We start from the raw sequence: 20,504 nt of genomic DNA, 5'->3' as shown, positions 1-20,504 counted from the left end.
ACGCTACTGCAATCGAGTTACTCGAGAGCGTCCTGCACGTAACCTGATTGTAGGCAATGGAATCGCCGTCGCCGGCTGTTTGGCGGTCTGGGCAGGTAAGGAGGCGTGAGGGTCTAGTGAATTCCGACGTCGCAGCGTTTCCGATGGGAAAAGTTGCTAGGTGGTCGCATGAGCCGGACGCTACCGAGCCCCGCCTTTCCCAAATGTTATTATCGGAAACATCGAACGCCGCGCAAGGCGAGTATTTAAGCCAGCCCCATGGACACCCACCTCACCAAACCCGCCGATCCATCGACAACCGACCTCGGCCGCCGCGTCCGTGCGGCCCGCCAGGCGCAGGACTTGACGCTCGAAACCGCGAGCCGCCTCTGTGGCGTCTCCCGCTCGACCCTCTCCAAAGTCGAAAACGGTCTGATGTCCCCCACGTTCGACGTCCTCCAGAAAATCGTGCTCGGTCTGAAGATTGAAATCGGTGAGCTGTTCGGCTCAACGCCCAAAGTCAGCGCGAGCGGCCGCCGCGCATTGACCCGCAAAAACGAAGGCCAGCGTCACGCCTACCGCGGCTATCAGATGGAGTTGCTCGCCACGGATCTGGCGCACAAAGCGATGTTGCCGTTTCGCATCCGCATTTCGGCGCACACGCTGGATGCCTTCGATGACTGGGGTCGTCACGAGGGCGAAGAATTCCTGTACGTGATCAGCGGCAGCGTGTGCCTCTATTCCGAGTTGTACGCGCCGACGCATCTCAACGCAGGTGACAGCCTTTACTTCGACAGCCGCACCGGCCACGCAGCAGTGTCCACCAGCGACGAAGACGCCGAGGTGTTGTGGATGGCAACCAGCGCCGACATTCCGCAGACGTCGGCTACCTCAGAGCCGGCGAAAAAATAGCGACGGCGCTACGGCCCCTTAACGGCGCGCCGCCAACGCCCGCTGCGCTAGTTGCGCGATATGCATCGCGTGTTGCCCGGTCCCCTGTTCGATCTGCTCCCGGCAACTGAAGCCGTTGGTCAGTACGATCGTTTCCGCGTTTGCCGCCGCCGCAGCACGCACCGCTGGAAACAGCGTGTCTTCGCCGATCTTCTCCGACAGCGCGTGATGCTCGTCGTTAAAGCCGAACGATCCCGCCATGCCGCAGCATCCCGTATCGAGCAATTTCCACTTCACGCCAAGCTTGTTCAGCAGCGCGGTATCACCTTGCATACCGAACAGCGCCTTCTGATGACAATGCCCGTGCACGATTACGTCCGCGGGAAGCGTCGGCCAATCGAACGGCTGACGCGCGACGAAATCGGAAAATAGAAACGTCTGCGCCGACAGTTGCGTCGCTAAAGCGTGATCGGGGAATTGCTTCAGCAGTTCGTCCTTGAACACCGATAAGCAGCCGGGTTCAAGACCGACCAACGGCACGCCGGCGGCGATGTCCTCTCCGAGGTCATCGAGAATGGTGGTCAGCAACTCGCGCGCACGGTCGAGCAAACCGAAGTCATACAGCGGACGCCCGCAGCACAAACGGTTCTTCGGCAGCACGACGTGCCACCCCATTTGCGTCAGCACATCGGCCGCGGCCTGCGCGATCTCGGGCGTGAAGTGATCATTGAACGTATCGACCCACAGGATGACTTTCTTCACGTCGCCAGAAGAGCGAGCATCGAGCTCCGTCTGAGGCGAACGCCGAGCAATCTGCCGGTACGTCTGCGTAGCAAACTTCGGCAACTCACGTGCTTGCGCGACACCGGCGACCCATTTCCCAACTGCAGCCAACCCCGATGTCGACGTCATAAAATTCGTGAAACGCGGAAAGCGCGCCGCCCACGGCGCCCATTCGCCAATCCGCCCCATAAACAATGCCTGGCGCGGCCTGCGATTCGTCTCGTAGTAATGCGAAAGAAACTCCGCTTTGTACGACGCCATATCCGTATGCGTCGGGCAATCGGATTTGCAGCCCTTGCACGCGAGGCACGTATCGAGTGCCTCTTTCACTTCGCGGCTTTGCCAGCCATCGGCGATCACGTCGCCTTGCAGCATTTCCCAGAACAGATGCGCGCGGCCACGTGTCGAGTATTTCTCTTCACGTGTTGCGCGAAAGCTCGGGCACATCGTGCCGCCTTCGAGCGAGCGGCATTTGCCCATGCCGATGCATCGTTCGATCTCACGCTGAAAACCCTCACCTTCCTGACTCGCGAAGGTGAGCTTCGTTTGCAGTGTCACGGGCTTGTAGGCCGGCCCCATACGCAGGTTTTCGTCGGCGCGATACGCATGCACGACCTTGCCGGGATTCAATCGATTGGCCGGGTCCCAGATCGCCTTGAACTGCTCCATCGCCTGCATCAGATCGGGGCCGTACATGATCGGCAGGAACTCGGCCTTGGCCTGACCGTCGCCGTGTTCGCCCGAGAGCGAGCCGCCGAATTCGACCACCAGTTCCGCCGCTTCGCGTAGAAACTTACGCCACGTCGCGACACCTTCCACGCTGCGTAGATCGAAGGTAATGCGCGCGTGGACGCAACCGTCGCCGAAATGGCCGTATAGGCTCGTCTCGTAGCCATATCGATCCACCAGCGCCTGAAACGCACGCAGATAATCGCCGAGACGCATGGGATCGACTGCCGCATCTTCCCAACCGACCACTGGATCGGGCGTGCCGGCATCCACCGACAAGGCCACCGCCGACGCGCCCGTCTCGCGGATCGACCACACCTTCGCCTGCAGTGCACGATCTTCGACGAGCATCGCCGACACATTCGGTCCAGCCGTGCCCGACGAGAAATACGCCGCCGCGGTTTGCGCTTGATGCACGGCGTCGTCTTGTGTGTCCGCGCCGAATTCGAGCACGACCCAGGCATCGCCTTCCGGCAAGAGCGCGATCTCGTCCTTCTTCAACCCGCGCGCCTGCAAGCCGCGGATGATCGCACGGTCGAGTCCTTCGATCGCGATCGGCCCGCAGCGCATGAAATGCGGCACGGCGTCCGCGGCGGTGTAGATATCGGTAAAGCCGACCACGACGATCACGCGTTTCGCCGGACTCTTTACGAGCCGCACTTTCGCCTGCAAGGTCACCGCACAGGTGCCCCCGGTGCCGACCAACGCCCGCGCGACGTTGAAGCCGTTTTCCGGCAGCAGTTGATCGAGATTGAAGCCCGACACGCGCCGCTTGATCTGCGGGAATTTCGCGCGAATCTGACCGGCGTAGGTGTCGCGCAGTTGCTTGAGCGCGGCGTAGATTTCACCCTGGCGGCCGCCTGCTGCGATGATGCGTTCGAGTTCGTCGTCCGAAGTAGGCCCGACCCAGAAACGCGCGCCGTCGAAGGTCGCGATTTCCAGCGCCTCGACGTTCTCCACCGTTTTGCCGGCCATTACCGAATGCGCGCCGCACGAGTTGTTGGCGATCATGCCGCCGAGCGTGCAGCGACTGTGCGTCGCGGGATCGGGTGCGAATGTGAGGCCGTGCGCTTCGGCAGCGTCGCGCAAGGTGTCGCAGATTACGCCTGGTTCGACGATCGCTACGCCCGCGACAGGATCGACCGACACGACGCGGTTCACATACTTGCTCGCGTCGGCCACCACCGCGACATTCACGCATTGACCGTTCTGCGAGGTGCCACCGCCGCGCGGGAGAAAGGGCACGTCGTTGCGGCGGCAAGCGGCGAGCGTTTCGAGCAGATCGTCGACGTCCGACGGCACCACCACGGCGAGAGGGACTTGCCGATAGTTCGACGCATCCGCCGCATACAGCGCTTTCGAGCCCTGATCGAAGCGTACTTCGCCGCGTACGTTGCGACGCAGGTCAGCTTCGAGCGCCTGCATCACAGCAGCAGTCCCTTGAAAGGGCTTGGCAACGCGCGGCGCTTTCAACGAGCCATGAGCCGCGTCGCTCAACGAAGCCTTCACGCCTGCGCCCTGCTCTTCATCCAATGACGTTCCCACCTTGCCCCTCATGTCTCGTGTTCAACGCCCACGCTATTACCCTGCACTTACGAATTAAGCCGCCTGGCTCGCGGTCATCTTGAAGATGCCCTGTGCGTTGCCGGCGTCGAAACGCAGGTCCGTTTCCCAGCGGCGCGCGTCCTGATCGAAGGTCCGCTTGCGCGTGATGAACTCGTAGAACGAGCCCGGCACGTCGCGCGTGACGATGCTGCCATCGGCCGCGCGAAATTCGCGCCGCACGATGTCCGCACGGTACGCGGTCTGAAACACGCGGCCCGAACGCGAACGCTCCACTTCCGGCTTCATCGGACGACCCTTTGCCTTTTCGTCGTCGGAGAGCTTGAACACGTCCGCGACGCGATCGGTAGCGTGATTGAAGGCGTTGCCTTCGGTCGCGATCCACGCCATTTCGGCCGACTCCTTCAACAATACTTCGTAATCGGCTTCGCGTGGCGTCTCATGCTGACGCGCGAAGGCGCCGACGATCACCGGCAGCAATGCGTGAGCCGCCTCGAGCGACAACACGCCTTCGCGTTCGAGCTCCCACAACTGGCCGGCGGCTTGCGGCGTCAACGGATCGCGAGAGGCGCCGATCACTTTCGTCACCGCCTGCTGAAACTCCGCCGAGAAACGCTCGGGATGCAATTCGCTGACGAAGAACTGCGCGATCTCGTCGGGGGCGTCGTCATGTGCCCAAGCGCGACCGGTCATGCCCAGGCGGTCAAGCGGATAACGGCCGTTGATGCTGAAGCCGAGCGGCCGCAAGATGCGCGCGAAGGCAGCCTCACCCGGCGGCAACGCGCCGCTCTCCGCCCAGCGCACCGTGCGCAATGCACCATGATCGAAGTAGACGCTGCCACCAGCGGCGATCGCCTCCTCGGTGTACTGACGGCCATTCGCCGAGCGCGCCAGCAGGTCTTCGAACAGCGCCATGTTCATCGCCTGCGCCAGTTCGGCGCGGGTGACGGTGCCGTCCTCCCATTCATTGAGGATCTGCGGATGGTTCAGAGTGGCGAACAGCCTCGCGGTTTTCTCTGCGCCGAGCAATTTCAGCAGCAGTTGTTCGACATTCGCATTCTTGATGTTTCGCATATCGGTTCCGGGCGGAGTGCGGTGAGCACGCGTTCGTGTGTATGAAGATGGCTTGCCGGCATGGCTTCAAGGCGCAAGCACGGCATCGTTGGATGCGAGATTATTCAAATTCGCAGCGGCGCCGTAAAGCGAGATAAAATCGCCACTTGATGCGTTTTTGGAATCAACGTGCGAAAGTTCAAGATCCCCAACATGGGCGCGCTGCTCGCTTTCGAAGCCGCCGCGCGGCACGAGAGCTTCACGCATGCGGCGCGCGAGCTGTTCCTCACCGAAAGCGCGGTGTCCCGGCAGATCAATACGCTGGAGAGCAATCTCGGCGTGCGGCTGTTCGTGCGCGTCAAACAGCGGGTGGTGCTGACCAAGGCGGGCAAGGTCTATAGCGCGCAGGTGCGACGCTCGCTCGAACAACTGGACCGCGACACGCTGTCGATCATTGCGCATGGCAGCGGCGGTGGGTATCTGGAACTGGCGGTGCTGCCGACTTTCGCATCGCAATGGCTGATTCCGCGGCTGGCGGCATTCAATGCGCAGTATCCGGACGTGCGGGTCAATATGGGTGTGCGCACCGGCACATTCCCGTTCGCCGAGACGCATTTCGAAGCCGCGATTCACTACGGCAAGCCGACATGGCCGGGCACATCGGCCGATTTTCTGTTTAGCGAGGAAGTCGTGCCGGTGTGTGCGGCAAGTCTGCTGGCCCGGCCCGTGGAAACTGCGGCGGATCTGCTGGACTACCCGCTACTGCATTCCACCACCCGGCCTGACGGCTGGGCGTCGTGGTTCGCCAACCTCGGTGTCGACGATAACCGGACAATGCAAGGGGTCCGCTACGAACTCCACACGATGCTGATCAGCGCTGCAGCGGCCGGTCTCGGCATCGCGCTGGTGCCGCGCTTTTTCGTCGACGCTCAGCTCGAACAACTCGGACTTGTGATTCCGCTTGACGCACCCGCCGTCGCGGACTCGGCGTATTACCTCGTCTATCCGACGGAGTTGAGTCACGGCAAGCCGCTCACGAGCTTTCGCGAGTGGCTGTTGCGGGAAGCGGCGGCGTACAGCGCGGTGAATCCTGGGCTGGCGGGCAATCCCGAGACTGTTTGATTCAGCTGTTAGCGCCGAGTGGCAGGCGGCAAACGTAAAGCGTTAAGCGCCGGCTTGCTCGCGTGCCTGCGCCAACGCGCTCAGATTGCCTTCGCCGAAGCCGTGGTGACCCTGCCGTTGCACGATCTCAAAGAAGATCTCGCCGGCACCGCGCCGCACAAAGGTCTGAAAGAACAGCAGCGGCACGCCGTCGGCCCCAATCTCGCCGTCCACCAGAACGTGCGTGCGCTTGAGCCGCTCGACATCGAGCCCATGACCCGGCAAACGGACATCGAGTTGCTCGTAATAGCGCGGCGGGGGCTCGACGAATTCGACGCCGTTCGCGAGGAGTTGCTCGACGCACGCGAAGATGTCGTCGGTGGCAAGCGCGATGTGCTGCACGCCTTCGCCCGGATGATCCGGCAGATAGTCGTGCATCAGATTCGTGCGGCGCGTGCCTTCTTCATACAAAGGCACGCGGATCGCGCCGCATGGCGACACCATCACGCGCGACTCCGCCGACACATGCCAGTTCGCGTGCAGCTCGTGAATCTCGCGGAAGTTGAGCAGGTCGCGATAGAAGTCGAGCCACTCCTGCATCCGGCCCTCACCGACTGTTTGCGTCAGATGATCGACCGCGACGAGACCGGTGCCCGCGTGACTCAGATCGGCGTGCGCGGTATCGATCTCGATCGGACGGAAGTCGATGTCAAAGATCGAGATGTCGCCGAGGCCGCCGCGCTGGCCGCCACGGCCGCGCCACCGGTCGACGAAATAGATGTGCGAATCGCCAATGCCCTGGATCGCCGGAATCAGCAACTCGCCCGCACCGAGGCGTTCGCCTTCGAACGCCCATGCACCGAGTTCGATCGCGCGGTCGAAGGCGCGCTGCGCGTTGGCCACGCGAATGCCGATCGCGCAGATGCCGGCGCCGTATTCCTCGGCGTAGCGCTCGGCAAACGAATCCGGCTCGGCGTTGATCAGGAAATGCATCTCGCCCTGGCGATACAGCGTGACGTCCTTGCTGATATGGCGCGCAATTGCCTTGAAGCCGAGTTTCGTGAAAGTCTCGCCGAGCGCCTTCGGCTCGCGCGAGGCGAACTCCACGAATTCGAGGCCGGCGGTGCCGAGCGGATTGTGCTCAGGCGCCGACACGGCGCGCAGCGCGGCGTCTGGAGTGGGCAAGTCGCTGGGCATGGCAATCTCCTTGTGCAGGCTTTCTTACGCTGTTGCGCGTGTTCGTGATGTTTCTGCTGTTCGGTGCGCGCCGTCTTTCACCTGCAGTGTGACACCGCATGCGTGGTGTGCCGCGGCAATGCGGCCCGAGACGGCTTTTGCATCGTGTTTGTACACCGGGTGACGGGGCGTTCGCAAACTTTATTTTGTACTGGATGGTTCACGCGGGGAGAATCGGGCCGCGGCGGGCGTCTATTGCGTCTCCCGCATCTCCCGTGCCGCCTGGCGGCGTGCCTTAGGTCCTGGACATGCCGCCGCGGCTGCGCCTGGACGCACGTTTGACCGCAGGCTTGCCGGCGGCGGCCGTCATGCGCAGCTGGGCAACCTCGCGCACGGCATCGATAAACGCCCGTCCCACCGGTGACGGCTGCGTGTCCGAACGCCGGATCAGCCCCACAGGTTCGCCGGTGCCCGCGAACTGCAAGGGCAAACGCACCAACATGCCGTGCCCCAGTTCATATTCGACGGCGCTCAGCGGCACGAACCACACCGCGTCATTCTCCAGCGTCAACGCACGCCCCGTCGATACCGACAGCACTTCGACAAACCCCGACAACGGCGGCACGCCCCACGCGCTCAACAGGCTCTCAGCCGATTGCCGGATCAGCGTGCCGAACGGCGGCAGCACCACCGGAAATTCCTCCAGCGACGTGGCCGGCAAGCCGGCCCCCAGCGCCAACGGATGCCCGGCGCGGACTACGGCAATCAACGGTTCGCTGAAAAGCTGTTCGAAACTGAGCCCGACCATCCGTTCCGGGTCCGCCAGACGCCCGATCGCGAATTCGATCGCGCCGGCCTTCAAACGCTCGAGCAATTCGGGGTTGGCGCCTGTGGCAAGGCGCACGATCACGCGCGGCCAAAGCGCGGCGAAGCGCTTCAGCACCGGCGGCACCAGCGCAGCCGCGACGGTCGGCAGAATGCCGATTTCGAGCGTGGCGGCCGCCGCGCCTTCCGCGCGCGCCAGCAGGTCCACACCCTGTCGCAACGCACTGACGCAGGCGCTCGCATGCGGCATGAAGAGCTGCCCCTCGCGGGTCGGCACGGCGCCGTGGCGGCCGCGCTCGAAGAGCTTCACGCCGAGAATCGCCTCCAGTTCGGCAACCGTCTTGGAGACTGCGGGCTGAGTAATGGACAAGCTTTCGGCGGCCCGCTGCACGCCGCCGAACTGGGCGACGGCCAGAAAGCACTGGAGATGACGGAATTTGACGCGGCTGTCCGCGAGGCTGCGTTGCATAACGGCAGGTTATACGAAATGGGCGAAAACGTCATTTTGCATAACCTCTCAGGTTAGATAAAGTCGCTCCATAAAGCCGTATCCCACAATTCTCGAAGGAGACACTGATGGACGATTCCTTTCTCACCGCGCGCGACTTCGCGTCCCACCCCGCCTACGTCTATCCCGGCTACGGTTCTTCGGTCAAACGCGGCCCGACGCGTCCGCTGATTCCTCTGAAGGAAAAACTGCGCGACCAACGTGTACCGGTTTACGGCACCGAAGACCTCGGCGCGCTCGATCACGATCTGACGCGCAATGCGGTGCGCAACGGCGAGCCGCTCGGCGAGCGGATCATCGTGACCGGCCGTGTGCTCGACGAGGGCGGCCGCCCGGTGCGCAATACGCTGGTTGAAATCTGGCAAGCCAATGCTGCCGGCCGCTATGTGCACAAGAACGATCAGCACGACGCGCCGCTCGACCCGAACTTCCTCGGCGCAGGCCGCTGTATCACCGACAACGAAGGCCGCTATCGCTTTCTGACGATCAAACCGGGCGCTTACCCTTGGGGCAATCATCCGAACGCGTGGCGTCCGAATCATATTCACTTCTCGCTGTTCGGCGACCATTTCGGCTCGCGCCTCGTCACGCAGATGTATTTCCCGGGCGACCCGCTGCTGGCCTTCGACCCGATTTTCCAGGGCACGCCCGAGCACGCACGCGACCGCATGATTGCAGGCTTCTCGCTCGATACGACGCAGGAGGCCTATGCGCTCGGCTACGACTTCGACATCGTGCTGCGCGGCCGCAACGAAACCCCGATGGAGCGCTAAGCCATGACGACCCTCAAGCAAACGCCTTCGCAAACGGTTGGACCGTACTTCGCCTACGGTCTGTGCCCGCAGCAATACGACTTCGCCTTCAAGAGCCTGTTTACGCCAGTTCTGGCCGACCGCGAAGCGGCCGGCGAGCACATCACGATCGTCGGGCAGGTGTTCGACGGCGACGGCAAGGTGATCGGCGATGCGATGCTGGAAGTGTCGCAGGTAGACGCGCACGGCCACTACCCGGAATCACGCGAGGAAATCCTGAAGACCGGTTTTCGCGGCTTCGCCCGCGTCGGTACGGGCACCGATCCGCTCCAACGCTTTGTCGTTGAAACGGTCAAACCCGGCCGCGCAAACCCGGACGAAGCGCCGCATCTGAATGTGATTGTGACGATGCGCGGCATGCTGCTGCACACCTTCACGCGCATCTATTTCGAGGACGAAGCCGAGGCTAACGAACGGGATGCCGTGCTGGCAGCGGTTCCAGCGGACCGGCGTGACACGCTGATCGCGCGCCGCGAGCCGAACACGGCCAATGTGTACCGGTTCGACATCTATATGCAGGGCGACAAGGAAACCGTGTTTTTCGACCTGTGACGCGGATTTTCTATACTTTCATAAAGCTTTCACATACACTGGAGATGATCCGTCTAGCGACTGGATCGCGAAACTCCGAGTAGGTTAGGCCCGCCCCGCGCGGGCTTTTTTTTGGATGCCGAATCAATTGGCCGAACGCGATATCGCGCAGCCACGCAGGAAAACGACTGGCAGAAAAAACCGCGGCTCCGCTCAACAGCGGAAATGGTCGATGTTCTGCCCAGCGTAGATTGCGCGCGCCAGCCAATCCGGCTTTTCGCCATGACCGTCCCACGTATTTCCGTAGGCATCGCGATACATCACGGCGCGGACTGCGGCTTTGTCGGCTTCGATTGCTTCAGCAAGCGCTTCAATCGTAATGCCGTATTCGTCCATACGTCGGCGGATCCACACGATCAGGCGCTCACGCGCATTCCCGTCGAGGTCGAACAGCCGTTGTTCTTCTCGCTCTTTCATAACGTACCGGTTTCGCGGCTGATAGTGCGCGCGTTTGAAAAACAAAAAGCTTCGCAAAAAAACGCGAAGCCTATGCGTAAATCAGATGGGTTGAGTGCAAATCGAACTTGCGATGCCTCTCCCGATGCGTGGGAACTCGCATCAGGGTCATGCCCAATAAATCCTGGATTTAGGGGAATTCGTCGGCAAACGGCTCGAATCGCGCCCGATCGGCCTTGGTGTTCCAAGGCTGCTTTAGCGTATGGGAGGGCATTCTAGCATCCAATTTCCGCTGCTTGCAGCAACTGATTGCCGGCATTCGATGGCGAGCTTACGTGGTCATTCGGTTGGCATTCTTTAGCGGCTTTTTCGATTCTTATTGGTGCTTTAATGGGTCTGTTGGCTCTGGCCAAAAACAAAACCGCGCCTTCCCATGCTATGTTTCACTGACCGCATCACCGCCTGTAGGAGACACGCAAAAATGCCCGCTTCGACCGCCATCGTCACGATCCTGGCCGCACTGCTGCTCGGCGCCATGAGTCCAGGACCGAGCTTCGTTATCGTTGCACGCAATGCAATCGGACTCTCGCGCGGCGACGGCCTCGCGACAGCGGCCGGCATGGGCATCGGCGGCGTGTTCTTTAGCGGTATCGCCTTGCTCGGCCTGTACACCTTGCTGGCGACAGTGGAATGGCTGTACGTCGGCTTGAAAGTGGCCGGCGGTCTTTATCTGATCTACCTCGCGTCGAAGATCTGGCGCGGTGCGGCCAAACCGCTCGCGTTCGATGCTGCGCAAGCCGCCGCTACCAACGTGCGCAAATCCTTCTGGATCGGTTTGAGCACACAACTCAGCAATCCGAAAACAGCGGTCTACTACGGCAGTATCTTCGCGGCCCTGCTTCCGCAACATCCGCCGCTGTGGTGCTACTTTGCATTGCCCCCAGCGATCTTCGCCATTGAAGCCGGCTGGTACACCGTGGTCGCGTTGTGCTTTTCGAGCAAACGTCCGCGTGAAATCTATCTGCAGTGGAAGGCCTGGATCGATCGCGTTGCCGCAAGCGCAGTTGCCGCGCTTGGATTACGCCTGATCCTGACCGCGCATAAAGTGGGCATCTGAAGCAGAAATTCCGCTCGAGTGGCTTGTCGTGTCGCGCAACGCGGCAGGCCCGTAACGAGGGCCGCATCGGCGCCTGTCGAGCGTATGCGAGCACGGCCCATAACAAAACAGTTACAAGATAAGTGTTGACGCTGGCATGCCCGGCGGTTACTGTGGCACCCGAAGTTCAAGAAGTTCGATTGCTGTTCATCAATGTCTCGCTCCTCAGCGGTATTCGTTGTCCTCTCCCTCCTTGACCCTTCAAGCGCTCCTCAACCGAGCAAATTTTTCTATTTTTTACTCAAGGATTCTTCATGGATACCGGTACCGTTAAGTGGTTCAACGACAGCAAAGGCTTTGGCTTCATCACCCCGGACAAGGGCGGCGACGACCTGTTCGCGCACTTCTCCGAAATCAGCGGCGACGGCTTCAAGACGCTGGCTGAAAATCAGAAGGTGAGCTTCGAAACGAAGCAAGGCCCGAAGGGTCTGCAAGCGGCTAACATCAAGCCGATGTAAGTTTGAAGGGCTCGGTGTCCGGCAACGGACATCGGGCTGCAGCGACATCCTCGCGGAGCTTTGTCTCCCACAGTTGGCGCGATCGCTTTTAGCTGCATATATTGTTCAGCTAGCCTAAGCGCCAAACGCCTCGTTGCACCTCATTCTCCCCTCTGGCTTTAACGCCCTTTTTAGCTTTCCGACTGCGTTTGGATTCGGCTCGCAATGGCTTGAATCGGCTCGTCCGCGTGACCCGTATAACGGCTCGCACGGCAGGCGCGCACTCGAACATTATTAAAATATAAAATGCAAAACAAACATATTCATCATTACAACGGCTATGCCGTCAAACCCTCGGCACATCGTTTGCCCGACGGTAGTTTCTCATCCAACCTGTTGCTCGAACGCGCTAACAGCGCGCGTACCGAAGGGCGCTACCAGTTCTATTCGCTCGATTACTTCCCGAACGAAGAACAGGCACTGCAGCACTCGGCACGCTGGGCACGACGTTGGGTCGACACGCGCGGCTAAGCGCTTGTCGAAACTGATGCGCGCGGAACCCCGCGCTTGCATCGCTCAGCGCCCATAGCGCGCCATTAGGTGCGCCAGACCATCGCGCGCGGTCTATTCGGTTTGCTCCGCCTTGATCCGCGCGCGCAGTTCGAACTTCTGAATTTTTCCCGTCGACGTCTTCGGCAATTCGCCGAAGCGCACCGCTTTTGGCAACTTGTATCCCGCAAGAAACAGCCGGCAGTGCGCGATGATCTCTTCTGCGCTCACCTGAGCGCCCTCCTTGAGCTCGACGAAGGCGCAGGGTACCTCGCCCCACTTCGGATCGGCCATCGCCACCACGGCGGCAACCGACACCGCAGGGTGACGGTACAGCGTGTCTTCGACCTCGATGCTCGAGATGTTCTCGCCGCCCGAAATGATGATGTCCTTGCTGCGATCGCGGATACGGATGTAGCCGTCAGGCATCCGCACGCCGAGGTCCCCGGTATGGAACCAGCCGCCGCGGAAGGTCGCTTCCGTGGCGCGCTCGTTCTTCAGATACCCCTTCATGCAGATATTGCCGCGGAACATGATCTCGCCGAGCGTTTCGCCGTCGTCAGGCACGGGCTCGAGCGTGTCCGGATCGACTACCGTTACGGCTGCCTGCAAGTGATAACGCACGCCTTGCCGCGCGTTCATTTCGGCGCGCGCGTTGTCGTCGAGCGAGTCCCATTCTTCCTGTTTTGCGCAGACCGCCGCCGGACCGTAGGTCTCAGTGAGTCCGTACACGTGCGTCAGATCGAAGCCGATCTCCTTCATCTTCGCGATCACCGCCGGCGCGGGCGCCGCGCCCGCCACCATCGTCGACACGCGATGCGTGATGCCCTCACGCCATTCGACGGGCGCATTCGCAAGCGCGCTTTGCACGATCGGCGCGCCGCAATAGTGCGTGATGCCTTCACGGCGAATCAGTTCGAATACCGTCTTCGCGTCGAATTTGCGTAGACAGACGTTGACGCCGGCACGCGCGGCAACGGTCCATGGGAAACACCAGCCGTTGCAGTGAAAGAGCGGCAAGGTCCACAGGTAAACCGCATGCTTGGGCATATCCCATTCGAGGATATTGCTAAGCGCATTCAGATACGCGCCGCGATGGTGGTAGACCACGCCTTTAGGATCACCGGTCGTGCCCGAGGTGTAGTTCAACGCGATGGCGTCCCACTCGTCGGCGGGCAGGGTCCAGGCGAACTCGGGGTCGCCGGTTTGCAGGAATGCTTCGTAGTCGGTTGCGCGGATGAACTTGCTGGCGTCGGCGGGCATCGCGTCGGCCACGCTGATCACGCGCAACTCGGGGAATTCCAGCGCGGCGCGGTGCGCCAATTCGCTGTACTCCGTATCGACGATCAAGGCCTTCGCCTCGCCATGGCGCAACATGAACAGCAGCGACGACACGTCGAGCCGCGTGTTCAATGTATTGAGCACGGCGCCGGCCATCGGCACGCCGAAATGCGCTTCTATCATCGGAGGAATATTCGGCAGCAAAGCGGCAACCGTGTCGCCGCGCTCGATGCCGGCCTGCCGCAACGCGCTGGCCAGACGCCGCGCGCGCTCGTAGGTTTCGCGCCAGTTGCGGCGAATCTCCCCATGAACGACCGCCAGCCGCTCACCGTAGACTTCCGCTGCGCGTACGATGAAATCGATGGGCGTTAGTGGGACATAATTGGCCTCGCGCCGCTGGAGGCCTTCTTCGAACATGTGCATCATCGCTTTGTCTCCTGAGGCGCTGGCCGCGCCGTCGATTTTTCTGATTGGTGAGCTAGCCTAGCAATTGTCATGGTGAACTGTCTGTCATTCAAATGACAGAGTGGCGCGCCCTGGCTCCATTCAACCAACTTCACCCGCCTACGCACCGCTTGCTGCTTATGGATGACGCACCGTTTACCGCCGTCGCAGACTCCCGCCCGCACCGGCCTGAACGGGTCCCGCGCGCCGATCTGCCGCGGCTATTCGGCACCTGCGCGTGGTTCAGGGCGCTCGCCGCCGAGCACCAGGCCATGGTCCTTGCCAGCGCGCACGCGGAGCGGCTGGAAGGGGGCGCATGGATCGCGCGCCGCCAGGAACCGTCGGACTACTGGATCGGCGTCCATTCCGGCCTCATCAAACTCGCCATCTACAACGCCTCGGGACGCAGTTGCACGCTCTCCGGCGTGCCGCCCGGCGGCTGGTTCGGCGAAGGCAGCGTGATCAAGCGCGAATTGCGCAAATACGACGTGGCCGCCATTCAGCCTTCGCTCGTAATGTTCGTGCCATCAGAGACGTTCCATGCGCTGCTCGAATCGAGCTTGCCGTTCACCGGCTTCGTGATCCGGCAGTTGAACAACCGCATGGGCGAATTCATTGCGTCGATCCAGAACAGCCGTCTGCTGGATGTCGACGCGCGCGTCGCCCAGTCGCTCGCGCAACTGTTCAATCCCGACCTATACCCCGACACCGGGCGCACGCTGGCCATTTCGCAGGAAGAAGTCGGCCTGCTGGCAGGCGTGTCGCGGCAACGGATCAACCAGGCACTGCAAAATCTCGAAAGGCTGCAGATTTTGCGCCTCTCCTACAACCAGATCGACGTGCTAGACCTCGAACGCCTGTCGGCGTTTGGTCAGGAGCAGATCTAGGGTTAGTACGGGCGCCCAGTTACCCGCTGCAGTTTCCCGCGGTTTTCTACGGGCTTGACGCCACTTTCCCCGATTTTCCTCAACGTTCCCTGTATTTCATCGGCCGCATCAGGCCGGACGCACACGTTTCAGCCAGCAATTTCGGACGCCGGAATAAAGAATCCACAGCAACAGCCGTTATGCCGGCTATGCAACGCAGATTGCAGCCCGTCCCTATTCCGAGTTCAACGTATTGTCGAAACCGATAATGAACCGTCTGACACTAAAACAGAAATTGTGGGTGCCGATACTGCTGTGCTGGGCAGCCCTCCTGATCGTGACCGTTGTGAATGCGTTCGATGCACGAAACGCTCAAATGGACGCACGGCGCGCGGACCTGGCCGACGTCACCGACATGGCGGTGTCGATCGTCGCGGACTACGCGAAGCAGGCCGACGCGGGCAAGCTCCCGGTCGATGAGGCCAAACAGCAGGCCATCGCCCGCATCACTGCGCAGCGTTACGGCGCATCGGGCTACGTGACGATCGTGCGCAGCGATTCGGTGATGGTCGCTCATCCGATGAGTCCGAAGCTGAACGGCAAGGACATGAGCAGCTTCCGCGACGCCAAAGGCAATGCGCTGTATCACGACATCGCGCAGGCAGGCGGCTCGGCGAGCGGCGCAGGCTATCTGCGCTACTGGTGGCCGAAACCCGGCGAGACGGTACCGAGCGAAAAGATCGGCTATGTGAAGCGCTTCGGCCCATGGAACTGGGACTTTATCGCCGGCGCCTATATGGATGACATCCAGGCGCAGCTCTACGCGACCCTCGCGCGCTCGGCCGGCATGCTGGTGCTGCTGGGTGTGGTGGTGTCGTTCGTGGCTTCGCGGGTCGTGCGCAACGTATCGCGGTCGATCGGCGGAGAGCCTTCCGCGGCAGCGGCGATTGCCATGCAGATCGCGCGCGGCGATCTCGCCACTCACATCGACCTGCGTCGCGACGACACGTCGAGCCTGTTGTTCTCCCTGCGCGAGATGCGCAATCAACTGGCTGCGACCGTCGCGCGGATCAAGACGTCCGCCGAAACGATCACGATCGCCTCGAAAGAGATTGCCGCGGGCAACCTGGATCTGTCGAGCCGTACCGAAGAACAAGCCGCATCGTTGCAGCAGACCGCCGCCAGCATGGACGAGCTCACCAAGACCGTCACCCAGAACGCCGACAATGCCGCGACCGCGTCAGAACTCGCAGCGGATGCGTCGAACATTGCCGCGCGTGGCGGCGATGTCGTCAACGACGTGGTCGAAAAAATGGCCGGCATCACCGATAGCTCGCGCAAGATCGGCGAGATCATCAGCGTGATCGAAGGCATCGCCTTCCAGACCAATATCCTCGCGCTGAACGCCGCAGTAGAAGCGGCGCGCGCCGGCGAGGAAGGCCGCGGCTTCGCGGTCGTCGCGGGCGAAGTGCGCAATCTCGCGCAGCGCAGTGCGACGGCGGCCAAAGAGATCAAGGTGCTGATCCATCAGTCCGTCGCGCAGGTCGGCGAAGGCTCGACGCTGGCAGGCAAAGCCGGCAGCACGATCAGCGAGGTGGTCGACGCCGTGCGTCGCGTGACGGCGATCATGAACGAGATCTCGGCAGCCTCGAAAGAACAGAGTTCAGGCATCGGCGAAGTCAATCTCGCGATCCGTCAGATGGACGATGTGACGCAACGCAATGCCGCGCTGGTCGAACAGGCAGCAGCCGCAGCCGGTTCACTCGATGAGCAGACCGAACGTCTGCGAAATGCGGTTGCGGTGTTCAAGGTCGAAGAGCATGCGTGATTGAGCGGTGCCTTGATGCAGCACCTTTATGCAGCAGACTAAAGCATGCGATTGAAAAGGCCGTCATCCGGTAACCGGATGACGGCCTTTCTGCTTGTTATACCGAAACGGTCCTGATCCTGCTACGCAGTGCGCGGGTAGCCCTTGCGAGTGACAGGCCGTGTCAGCATGGCATCGGTATCGAACAACGCAAAGGCGATATTGGCCAGCACCCCTGAATTCTTCCAGCGCAAATAGTAGCGATGCGCGGTCTGATAAGGCGCATAGCGGTCGGGCATGGCGTGCCACGGCTTGCCAGTGTGCAGCACCCACAGCACACTGTTCACCACGCAACGGATGTCGATGCTGGGACGGCCACGCCGAGGTCCGTGGTCCTTCATTTCAGGCAGGAGCGGCACGATGAGATGCCATTGCTCGTCGGTGAGATCCTGAATGGCCGGCGAACGAGCCAGAGGGTTTGAAGCGGGAGTATCCATGCAGTAAGAACGCGCACCTGCAGCACACGTGCTAGCGTCGCCGCGAAAAATGTCTATAACTCAATCGTTTCAGACTACCGCAAGCGCGCTGCCGCGAAAGTCAACTATTGTCAGAGTCGTGTGCATAATTGTTAGAAATCGCAATACGTTATTGCGCCAATGGATTAATGGCGCGGTGGAGGTGGTGGTCTATCATCGGCGCGCCCGGCGCGTAGCGAGCCTGCGCGTCGCGGCCGTGAATGAAAAATCCATAACCAGACACAGGAATTCCAGTGAGACAAGTAAGACTCCTCAAGACCGCCGCACTCGTGAGCGGTGCAGCCCTCGTCATGACGTCCGAGCAGGCCTCTGCGCAGAGTTCGATCACGCTGTATGGCGTCGCCGACGTAAGCGTGCGCTATCTGACGAACTCCAATGCGAAGAACGACGGGCGCCTCTACATGACCAACGGCGCGATCACCAACAGCCGCTGGGGCCTGCGTGGCTCGGAGGATCTGGGCGGCGGTCTGAAGGCGATCTTCGATCTGGAAAGCGGTATCAACCTGCAGGACGGCTCGGCCTCGGACAGCCAGCGGCTCTTCAATCGCAACGCCTATGTCGGCCTGAGCAGCCAGTACGGCACGGTAACGTTCGGCCGTCAGAAGACGCCGTTGTTCGATCTGCTGGGCGACACCTACGATCCGCTCACGGTCGGCAACTACGCGGAGAATTCATGGCTGCCGGGCGCGCTCGGCGCCGGACTTTACGCGGACAACGCCGTTAAATACACCGGCACGTACAAAGGCCTGACCGTGGCTGCGATGTACTCGTTCGGCACCAACTCGGAATCGACGGGCGTCGGCGGGTTCTCGGGACAAGTGCCGGGTCATCTCGGCGCGGGCAATATGTACGGTTTCACGCTGTCGTACGTGGCTGGGCCGCTCAGCGTCGCGGCCGGCGTGCAACAGAACAGCGACAACAGCAATCACAAGCAGACCATCTTCAACGCAAACGCGGTCTATGCGTTCAACTCAGCGAAGGTGTACGTCGGCTATCTGCATTCGAAGGACGACACAGGCTTCGTGGATAGCGCTCTGGCGCAGCAAACGCTCGTGCCGGGCGTCGATATCCTGAAGGGTTCGGGGCGCGTCGACAACGGCCCGTTTGCCGGCGTGACGTGGCAGGCCACACGCACTCTCATGCTGACTGGCGCTGCGTATTACGACCACATGTCCAATGCGGCAATCGGCAACGGCCAACTGGGCAGCGGCAATCGCTATACGTTCGTGGCGCTCGCCGAGTACGCGTTGTCGAAGCGCACCGAGGTGTACGGTACGGTCGATTTCGACAAGGTGTCGGGGGCAGCCTCGGTCGAGTTGCCGGGCAAGAACAATCAGACCGGCGTTGCACTGGGTCTGCGTACGATTTTCTAAGTACCGCACGGTACGGCAAGATTCAGCCAGGCGCACCACGGCATCCGGCATTCACGCCGGGTGCCAACCAACAAACTGGCGCGCCCATAAAAAAAGGTGCCGCGAACGGCACCTTTTCTGCAACAACAAGCTTCTTCTGCTGAAGCTTAGAAGCGGTGACGCAGACCGACCGTAGCAGCCGTCTGGTTCTTCGACGACGACGGCAGTTGCGTGTTGTCGCCGCTGTAGATCGAAGCTACACCGCCGTCACCCATTGCGTGCTGGTACACGGCTTGAGCGTAGACGTCCGTACGACGCGACAGCGAGTAGTCAGCTTGCAGGCCGATCTGGTGGTAACGGGTCTTCATGTCGTTGCCGTCAGCATTGGCGCCGTAGCCACGTGCGTCGGTGAACGTGTAAGCAACACCCAGAGCCATTGCCGGCGTCAGGTTGTACTTGCCGTTGACTTCGTAGTTGTTCGAACGACCTTGACGTTGGCCAACTGCTGCGCCAACCAGGTTGTCGATACGCGACTGCGTGAATGCAGCACCGACGGTAGCCGGGCCGAACGAGTACGAAGCAGCTGCGCCGAACTCACGTTGGCGGAAGTTGCCCGTGATGGTGCCTGCGGTGTTAGCCAGCACGCCGTCCGAAGCGCCGGTTGCGTTTGCAGCCGGGTTGTTCTGTTGTGCGTAAGCAGCGCCCAGGTGCAGGCCTTGCCACTGGTATGCAGCACCAACGCTGTATTCGCGGTTGTTTGCGAATGCGCCAGCCTGGTTCGAGAAGCCGTACGTGCCGCCGAACGTGAAGCCTGCGTAGTTAGCGCTCGAGTACTTGATCGAGTTGTTGACTGCGTAGCCGCCGTTCGTGCTCAGGTTGTCGTTGTTGAACGGGTGAGCGAAGTACGTACCGCCCCAGCTGCCCGTTGCGGTCAGCGGTGCCAGGTAGTCTTGTGCTGCGTCGTATTGACGACCCAGCGTGACCGTACCGAATTGCGCGCTCGACAGACCGACAAACGCTTGACGGTTGAACATGCCGTTGTTGTTAGCGAACTTGCCGTTGTTGATGTTGAAGCCGCTTTCCAACGTGAAGATTGCCTTCAGACCGCCGCCCAGGTCTTCCGAACCGCGCAGACCGAACATGCTTTGGTTGATGCCGCCGCTACCTGCTGCCCACTTTGCGTTGTGGTTGACGTTGCTGGTGTACGTCAAGCCTGCGTCCAGCAGACCATACAGGGTCACGCTGCTTTGTGCGTGAGCGACGGATGCGAACGATGCGGCAACCGCAACAACGATGAGACTCTTTTTCATGCGTGGGACTCCAGTTCGATAAATTTACGCGGGGAGCGGGACCTGCCTCAGCAGCGCATGCATCATTCGCTGCCGCCCTGTTCGCCGAACCGTTTCGGATCAGCTGGGCACCCTTGAAACGAAGCGTGAGTGTAGGTGGAGACCCTAGTAGCAACGCCCGCAATTTACGCAACAGGATTTTTCAGAATCCGCAACAATCAAATCAAGATAGGCATTAAGTCTTTATCTTTCATACGCTTATCGCAAAATGTGGATGAATGTACGCCTGCTCTGGACAAAAGTTATCCGCAACATCTCAATATTAAAGTTGTGTGAATGCAACAGCATTTAATATGCGTGACGTAATCGGGTCGGAACGT

Annotated in this window: 18 protein-coding genes; 10 read left to right on the top strand and 8 right to left on the bottom strand. The window is 61.1% G+C overall.

Annotation, left to right across the window (positions count from 1 at the left end; genetic code table 11):
* The first annotated feature begins 258 nt into the window (after positions 1 to 258).
* On the top strand, positions 259 to 891 hold the full coding sequence (locus M0D68_RS05510; protein ID WP_093635019.1) for a helix-turn-helix domain-containing protein: 633 nt from the start codon (positions 259 to 261) through the stop codon (positions 889 to 891).
* A gap of 18 nt (positions 892 to 909) precedes the next feature.
* Here M0D68_RS05510 and M0D68_RS05505 read toward each other — a convergent pair whose 3' ends face one another.
* Entirely contained in the window at positions 910 to 3,927 is a 3,018-nt protein-coding gene (locus M0D68_RS05505; RefSeq protein ID WP_266223926.1) for an FAD-binding and (Fe-S)-binding domain-containing protein, read from the bottom strand.
* A gap of 54 nt (positions 3,928 to 3,981) precedes the next feature.
* A complete protein-coding gene (locus tag M0D68_RS05500; RefSeq protein ID WP_256458284.1) occupies positions 3,982 to 5,010 on the bottom strand; it encodes a DUF1338 domain-containing protein in 1,029 nt (342 codons plus the stop codon).
* Between the two features lie 177 nt (positions 5,011 to 5,187).
* Here M0D68_RS05500 and M0D68_RS05495 point away from each other — a divergent pair, with 177 nt between their 5' ends.
* Positions 5,188 to 6,120, top strand: a complete 933-nt coding sequence (locus tag M0D68_RS05495; RefSeq protein ID WP_200617352.1) for a LysR substrate-binding domain-containing protein — start codon at positions 5,188 to 5,190, stop codon at positions 6,118 to 6,120.
* Between the two features lie 42 nt (positions 6,121 to 6,162).
* Here the strand turns inward: M0D68_RS05495 and M0D68_RS05490 are convergent, their stop codons facing one another.
* Both M0D68_RS05490 and pcaQ read right to left on the bottom strand, forming a co-directional pair.
* A complete protein-coding gene (locus M0D68_RS05490; RefSeq protein WP_211699753.1) occupies positions 6,163 to 7,296 on the bottom strand; it encodes a 4-hydroxyphenylpyruvate dioxygenase family protein in 1,134 nt (377 codons plus the stop codon).
* 274 nt (positions 7,297 to 7,570) lie between these two features.
* Positions 7,571 to 8,569, bottom strand: coding sequence for a pca operon transcription factor PcaQ (gene pcaQ / locus M0D68_RS05485; protein WP_093635015.1), 999 nt, complete (start codon positions 8,567 to 8,569; stop codon positions 7,571 to 7,573).
* A gap of 107 nt (positions 8,570 to 8,676) precedes the next feature.
* Between pcaQ and pcaH the strand changes: the two genes are divergently transcribed.
* Together pcaH and pcaG are read left to right on the top strand one after the other, a co-directional pair.
* Positions 8,677 to 9,381, top strand: coding sequence for a protocatechuate 3,4-dioxygenase subunit beta (pcaH, locus tag M0D68_RS05480; RefSeq protein WP_200650887.1), 705 nt, complete (start codon positions 8,677 to 8,679; stop codon positions 9,379 to 9,381).
* A 3-nt stretch (positions 9,382 to 9,384) separates the two neighbouring features.
* The gene (pcaG, locus tag M0D68_RS05475) at positions 9,385 to 9,972 is read left to right on the top strand and encodes a protocatechuate 3,4-dioxygenase subunit alpha (RefSeq protein ID WP_200650888.1); all 588 of its coding nucleotides are present in this window, start codon (positions 9,385 to 9,387) and stop codon (positions 9,970 to 9,972) included.
* A 192-nt stretch (positions 9,973 to 10,164) separates the two neighbouring features.
* Here the strand turns inward: pcaG and M0D68_RS05470 are convergent, their stop codons facing one another.
* Entirely contained in the window at positions 10,165 to 10,428 is a 264-nt protein-coding gene (locus M0D68_RS05470) for an H-NS family nucleoid-associated regulatory protein (protein ID WP_093635012.1), read from the bottom strand.
* Between the two features lie 460 nt (positions 10,429 to 10,888).
* Between M0D68_RS05470 and M0D68_RS05465 the strand changes: the two genes are divergently transcribed.
* The 3 genes from M0D68_RS05465 to M0D68_RS05455 all read left to right on the top strand — a co-directional run bounded on the left by M0D68_RS05465 (position 10,889) and on the right by M0D68_RS05455 (position 12,531).
* Positions 10,889 to 11,524 (top strand): LysE family translocator, encoded by a 636-nt coding sequence (locus tag M0D68_RS05465; RefSeq protein WP_093635011.1) that lies wholly within the window; start codon positions 10,889 to 10,891, stop codon positions 11,522 to 11,524.
* Positions 11,525 to 11,817: 293 nt separating this feature from the next.
* On the top strand, positions 11,818 to 12,021 hold the full coding sequence (locus M0D68_RS05460; protein WP_007178877.1) for a cold-shock protein: 204 nt from the start codon (positions 11,818 to 11,820) through the stop codon (positions 12,019 to 12,021).
* Positions 12,022 to 12,306: 285 nt separating this feature from the next.
* Entirely contained in the window at positions 12,307 to 12,531 is a 225-nt protein-coding gene (locus M0D68_RS05455; RefSeq protein WP_093635010.1) for a hypothetical protein, read from the top strand.
* Positions 12,532 to 12,624: 93 nt separating this feature from the next.
* Here M0D68_RS05455 and M0D68_RS05450 read toward each other — a convergent pair whose 3' ends face one another.
* Complete coding sequence (locus tag M0D68_RS05450; RefSeq protein ID WP_093635009.1) at positions 12,625 to 14,256, bottom strand: acyl-CoA synthetase; 1,632 nt, start codon at positions 14,254 to 14,256, stop codon at positions 12,625 to 12,627.
* Positions 14,257 to 14,414: 158 nt separating this feature from the next.
* Here M0D68_RS05450 and M0D68_RS05445 point away from each other — a divergent pair, with 158 nt between their 5' ends.
* Positions 14,415 to 15,161, top strand: a complete 747-nt coding sequence (locus tag M0D68_RS05445) for a Crp/Fnr family transcriptional regulator (protein ID WP_093635008.1) — start codon at positions 14,415 to 14,417, stop codon at positions 15,159 to 15,161.
* 247 nt (positions 15,162 to 15,408) lie between these two features.
* The gene (locus M0D68_RS05440) at positions 15,409 to 16,968 is read left to right on the top strand and encodes a methyl-accepting chemotaxis protein (protein ID WP_093635007.1); all 1,560 of its coding nucleotides are present in this window, start codon (positions 15,409 to 15,411) and stop codon (positions 16,966 to 16,968) included.
* A gap of 122 nt (positions 16,969 to 17,090) precedes the next feature.
* Here M0D68_RS05440 and M0D68_RS05435 read toward each other — a convergent pair whose 3' ends face one another.
* Positions 17,091 to 17,444 (bottom strand): transposase, encoded by a 354-nt coding sequence (locus M0D68_RS05435; RefSeq protein ID WP_093635006.1) that lies wholly within the window; start codon positions 17,442 to 17,444, stop codon positions 17,091 to 17,093.
* Between the two features lie 329 nt (positions 17,445 to 17,773).
* Between M0D68_RS05435 and M0D68_RS05430 the strand changes: the two genes are divergently transcribed.
* Positions 17,774 to 18,856, top strand: coding sequence for a porin (locus M0D68_RS05430; RefSeq protein WP_200650931.1), 1,083 nt, complete (start codon positions 17,774 to 17,776; stop codon positions 18,854 to 18,856).
* Positions 18,857 to 19,002: 146 nt separating this feature from the next.
* Here M0D68_RS05430 and M0D68_RS05425 read toward each other — a convergent pair whose 3' ends face one another.
* The gene (locus M0D68_RS05425; RefSeq protein ID WP_093635005.1) at positions 19,003 to 20,145 is read right to left on the bottom strand and encodes a porin; all 1,143 of its coding nucleotides are present in this window, start codon (positions 20,143 to 20,145) and stop codon (positions 19,003 to 19,005) included.
* Positions 20,146 to 20,504: the final 359 nt, after the last annotated feature.

Origin of the sequence: Paraburkholderia sp. SEWSISQ10-3 4, from assembly GCF_030464785.1 — a bacterium.
GTDB classification, from domain to species: Bacteria; Pseudomonadota; Gammaproteobacteria; order Burkholderiales; family Burkholderiaceae; genus Paraburkholderia; species Paraburkholderia aspalathi.
Note: the sequence above shows the minus strand (reverse complement) of the source record. Positions and strands in the feature narration are given on the sequence as shown.

Coding starts and splice junctions, on each gene's coding strand:
- pcaH (WP_200650887.1), top strand. CDS start 8,677: ATGGACGATTCCTTTCTCACCGCGCGCGACTTCGCGTCCCACCCCGCC.
- M0D68_RS05445 (WP_093635008.1), top strand. CDS start 14,415: ATGGATGACGCACCGTTTACCGCCGTCGCAGACTCCCGCCCGCACCGG.
- M0D68_RS05425 (WP_093635005.1), bottom strand. CDS start 20,145: ATGAAAAAGAGTCTCATCGTTGTTGCGGTTGCCGCATCGTTCGCATCC.
- M0D68_RS05470 (WP_093635012.1), bottom strand. CDS start 10,428: ATGAAAGAGCGAGAAGAACAACGGCTGTTCGACCTCGACGGGAATGCG.
- M0D68_RS05465 (WP_093635011.1), top strand. CDS start 10,889: ATGCCCGCTTCGACCGCCATCGTCACGATCCTGGCCGCACTGCTGCTC.
- M0D68_RS05430 (WP_200650931.1), top strand. CDS start 17,774: ATGACGTCCGAGCAGGCCTCTGCGCAGAGTTCGATCACGCTGTATGGC.
- M0D68_RS05455 (WP_093635010.1), top strand. CDS start 12,307: ATGCAAAACAAACATATTCATCATTACAACGGCTATGCCGTCAAACCC.
- M0D68_RS05435 (WP_093635006.1), bottom strand. CDS start 17,444: ATGGATACTCCCGCTTCAAACCCTCTGGCTCGTTCGCCGGCCATTCAG.
- M0D68_RS05450 (WP_093635009.1), bottom strand. CDS start 14,256: ATGATGCACATGTTCGAAGAAGGCCTCCAGCGGCGCGAGGCCAATTAT.
- pcaQ (WP_093635015.1), bottom strand. CDS start 8,569: ATGCAACGCAGCCTCGCGGACAGCCGCGTCAAATTCCGTCATCTCCAG.
- M0D68_RS05510 (WP_093635019.1), top strand. CDS start 259: ATGGACACCCACCTCACCAAACCCGCCGATCCATCGACAACCGACCTC.
- M0D68_RS05490 (WP_211699753.1), bottom strand. CDS start 7,296: ATGCCCAGCGACTTGCCCACTCCAGACGCCGCGCTGCGCGCCGTGTCG.
- M0D68_RS05440 (WP_093635007.1), top strand. CDS start 15,409: ATGAACCGTCTGACACTAAAACAGAAATTGTGGGTGCCGATACTGCTG.
- pcaG (WP_200650888.1), top strand. CDS start 9,385: ATGACGACCCTCAAGCAAACGCCTTCGCAAACGGTTGGACCGTACTTC.
- M0D68_RS05460 (WP_007178877.1), top strand. CDS start 11,818: ATGGATACCGGTACCGTTAAGTGGTTCAACGACAGCAAAGGCTTTGGC.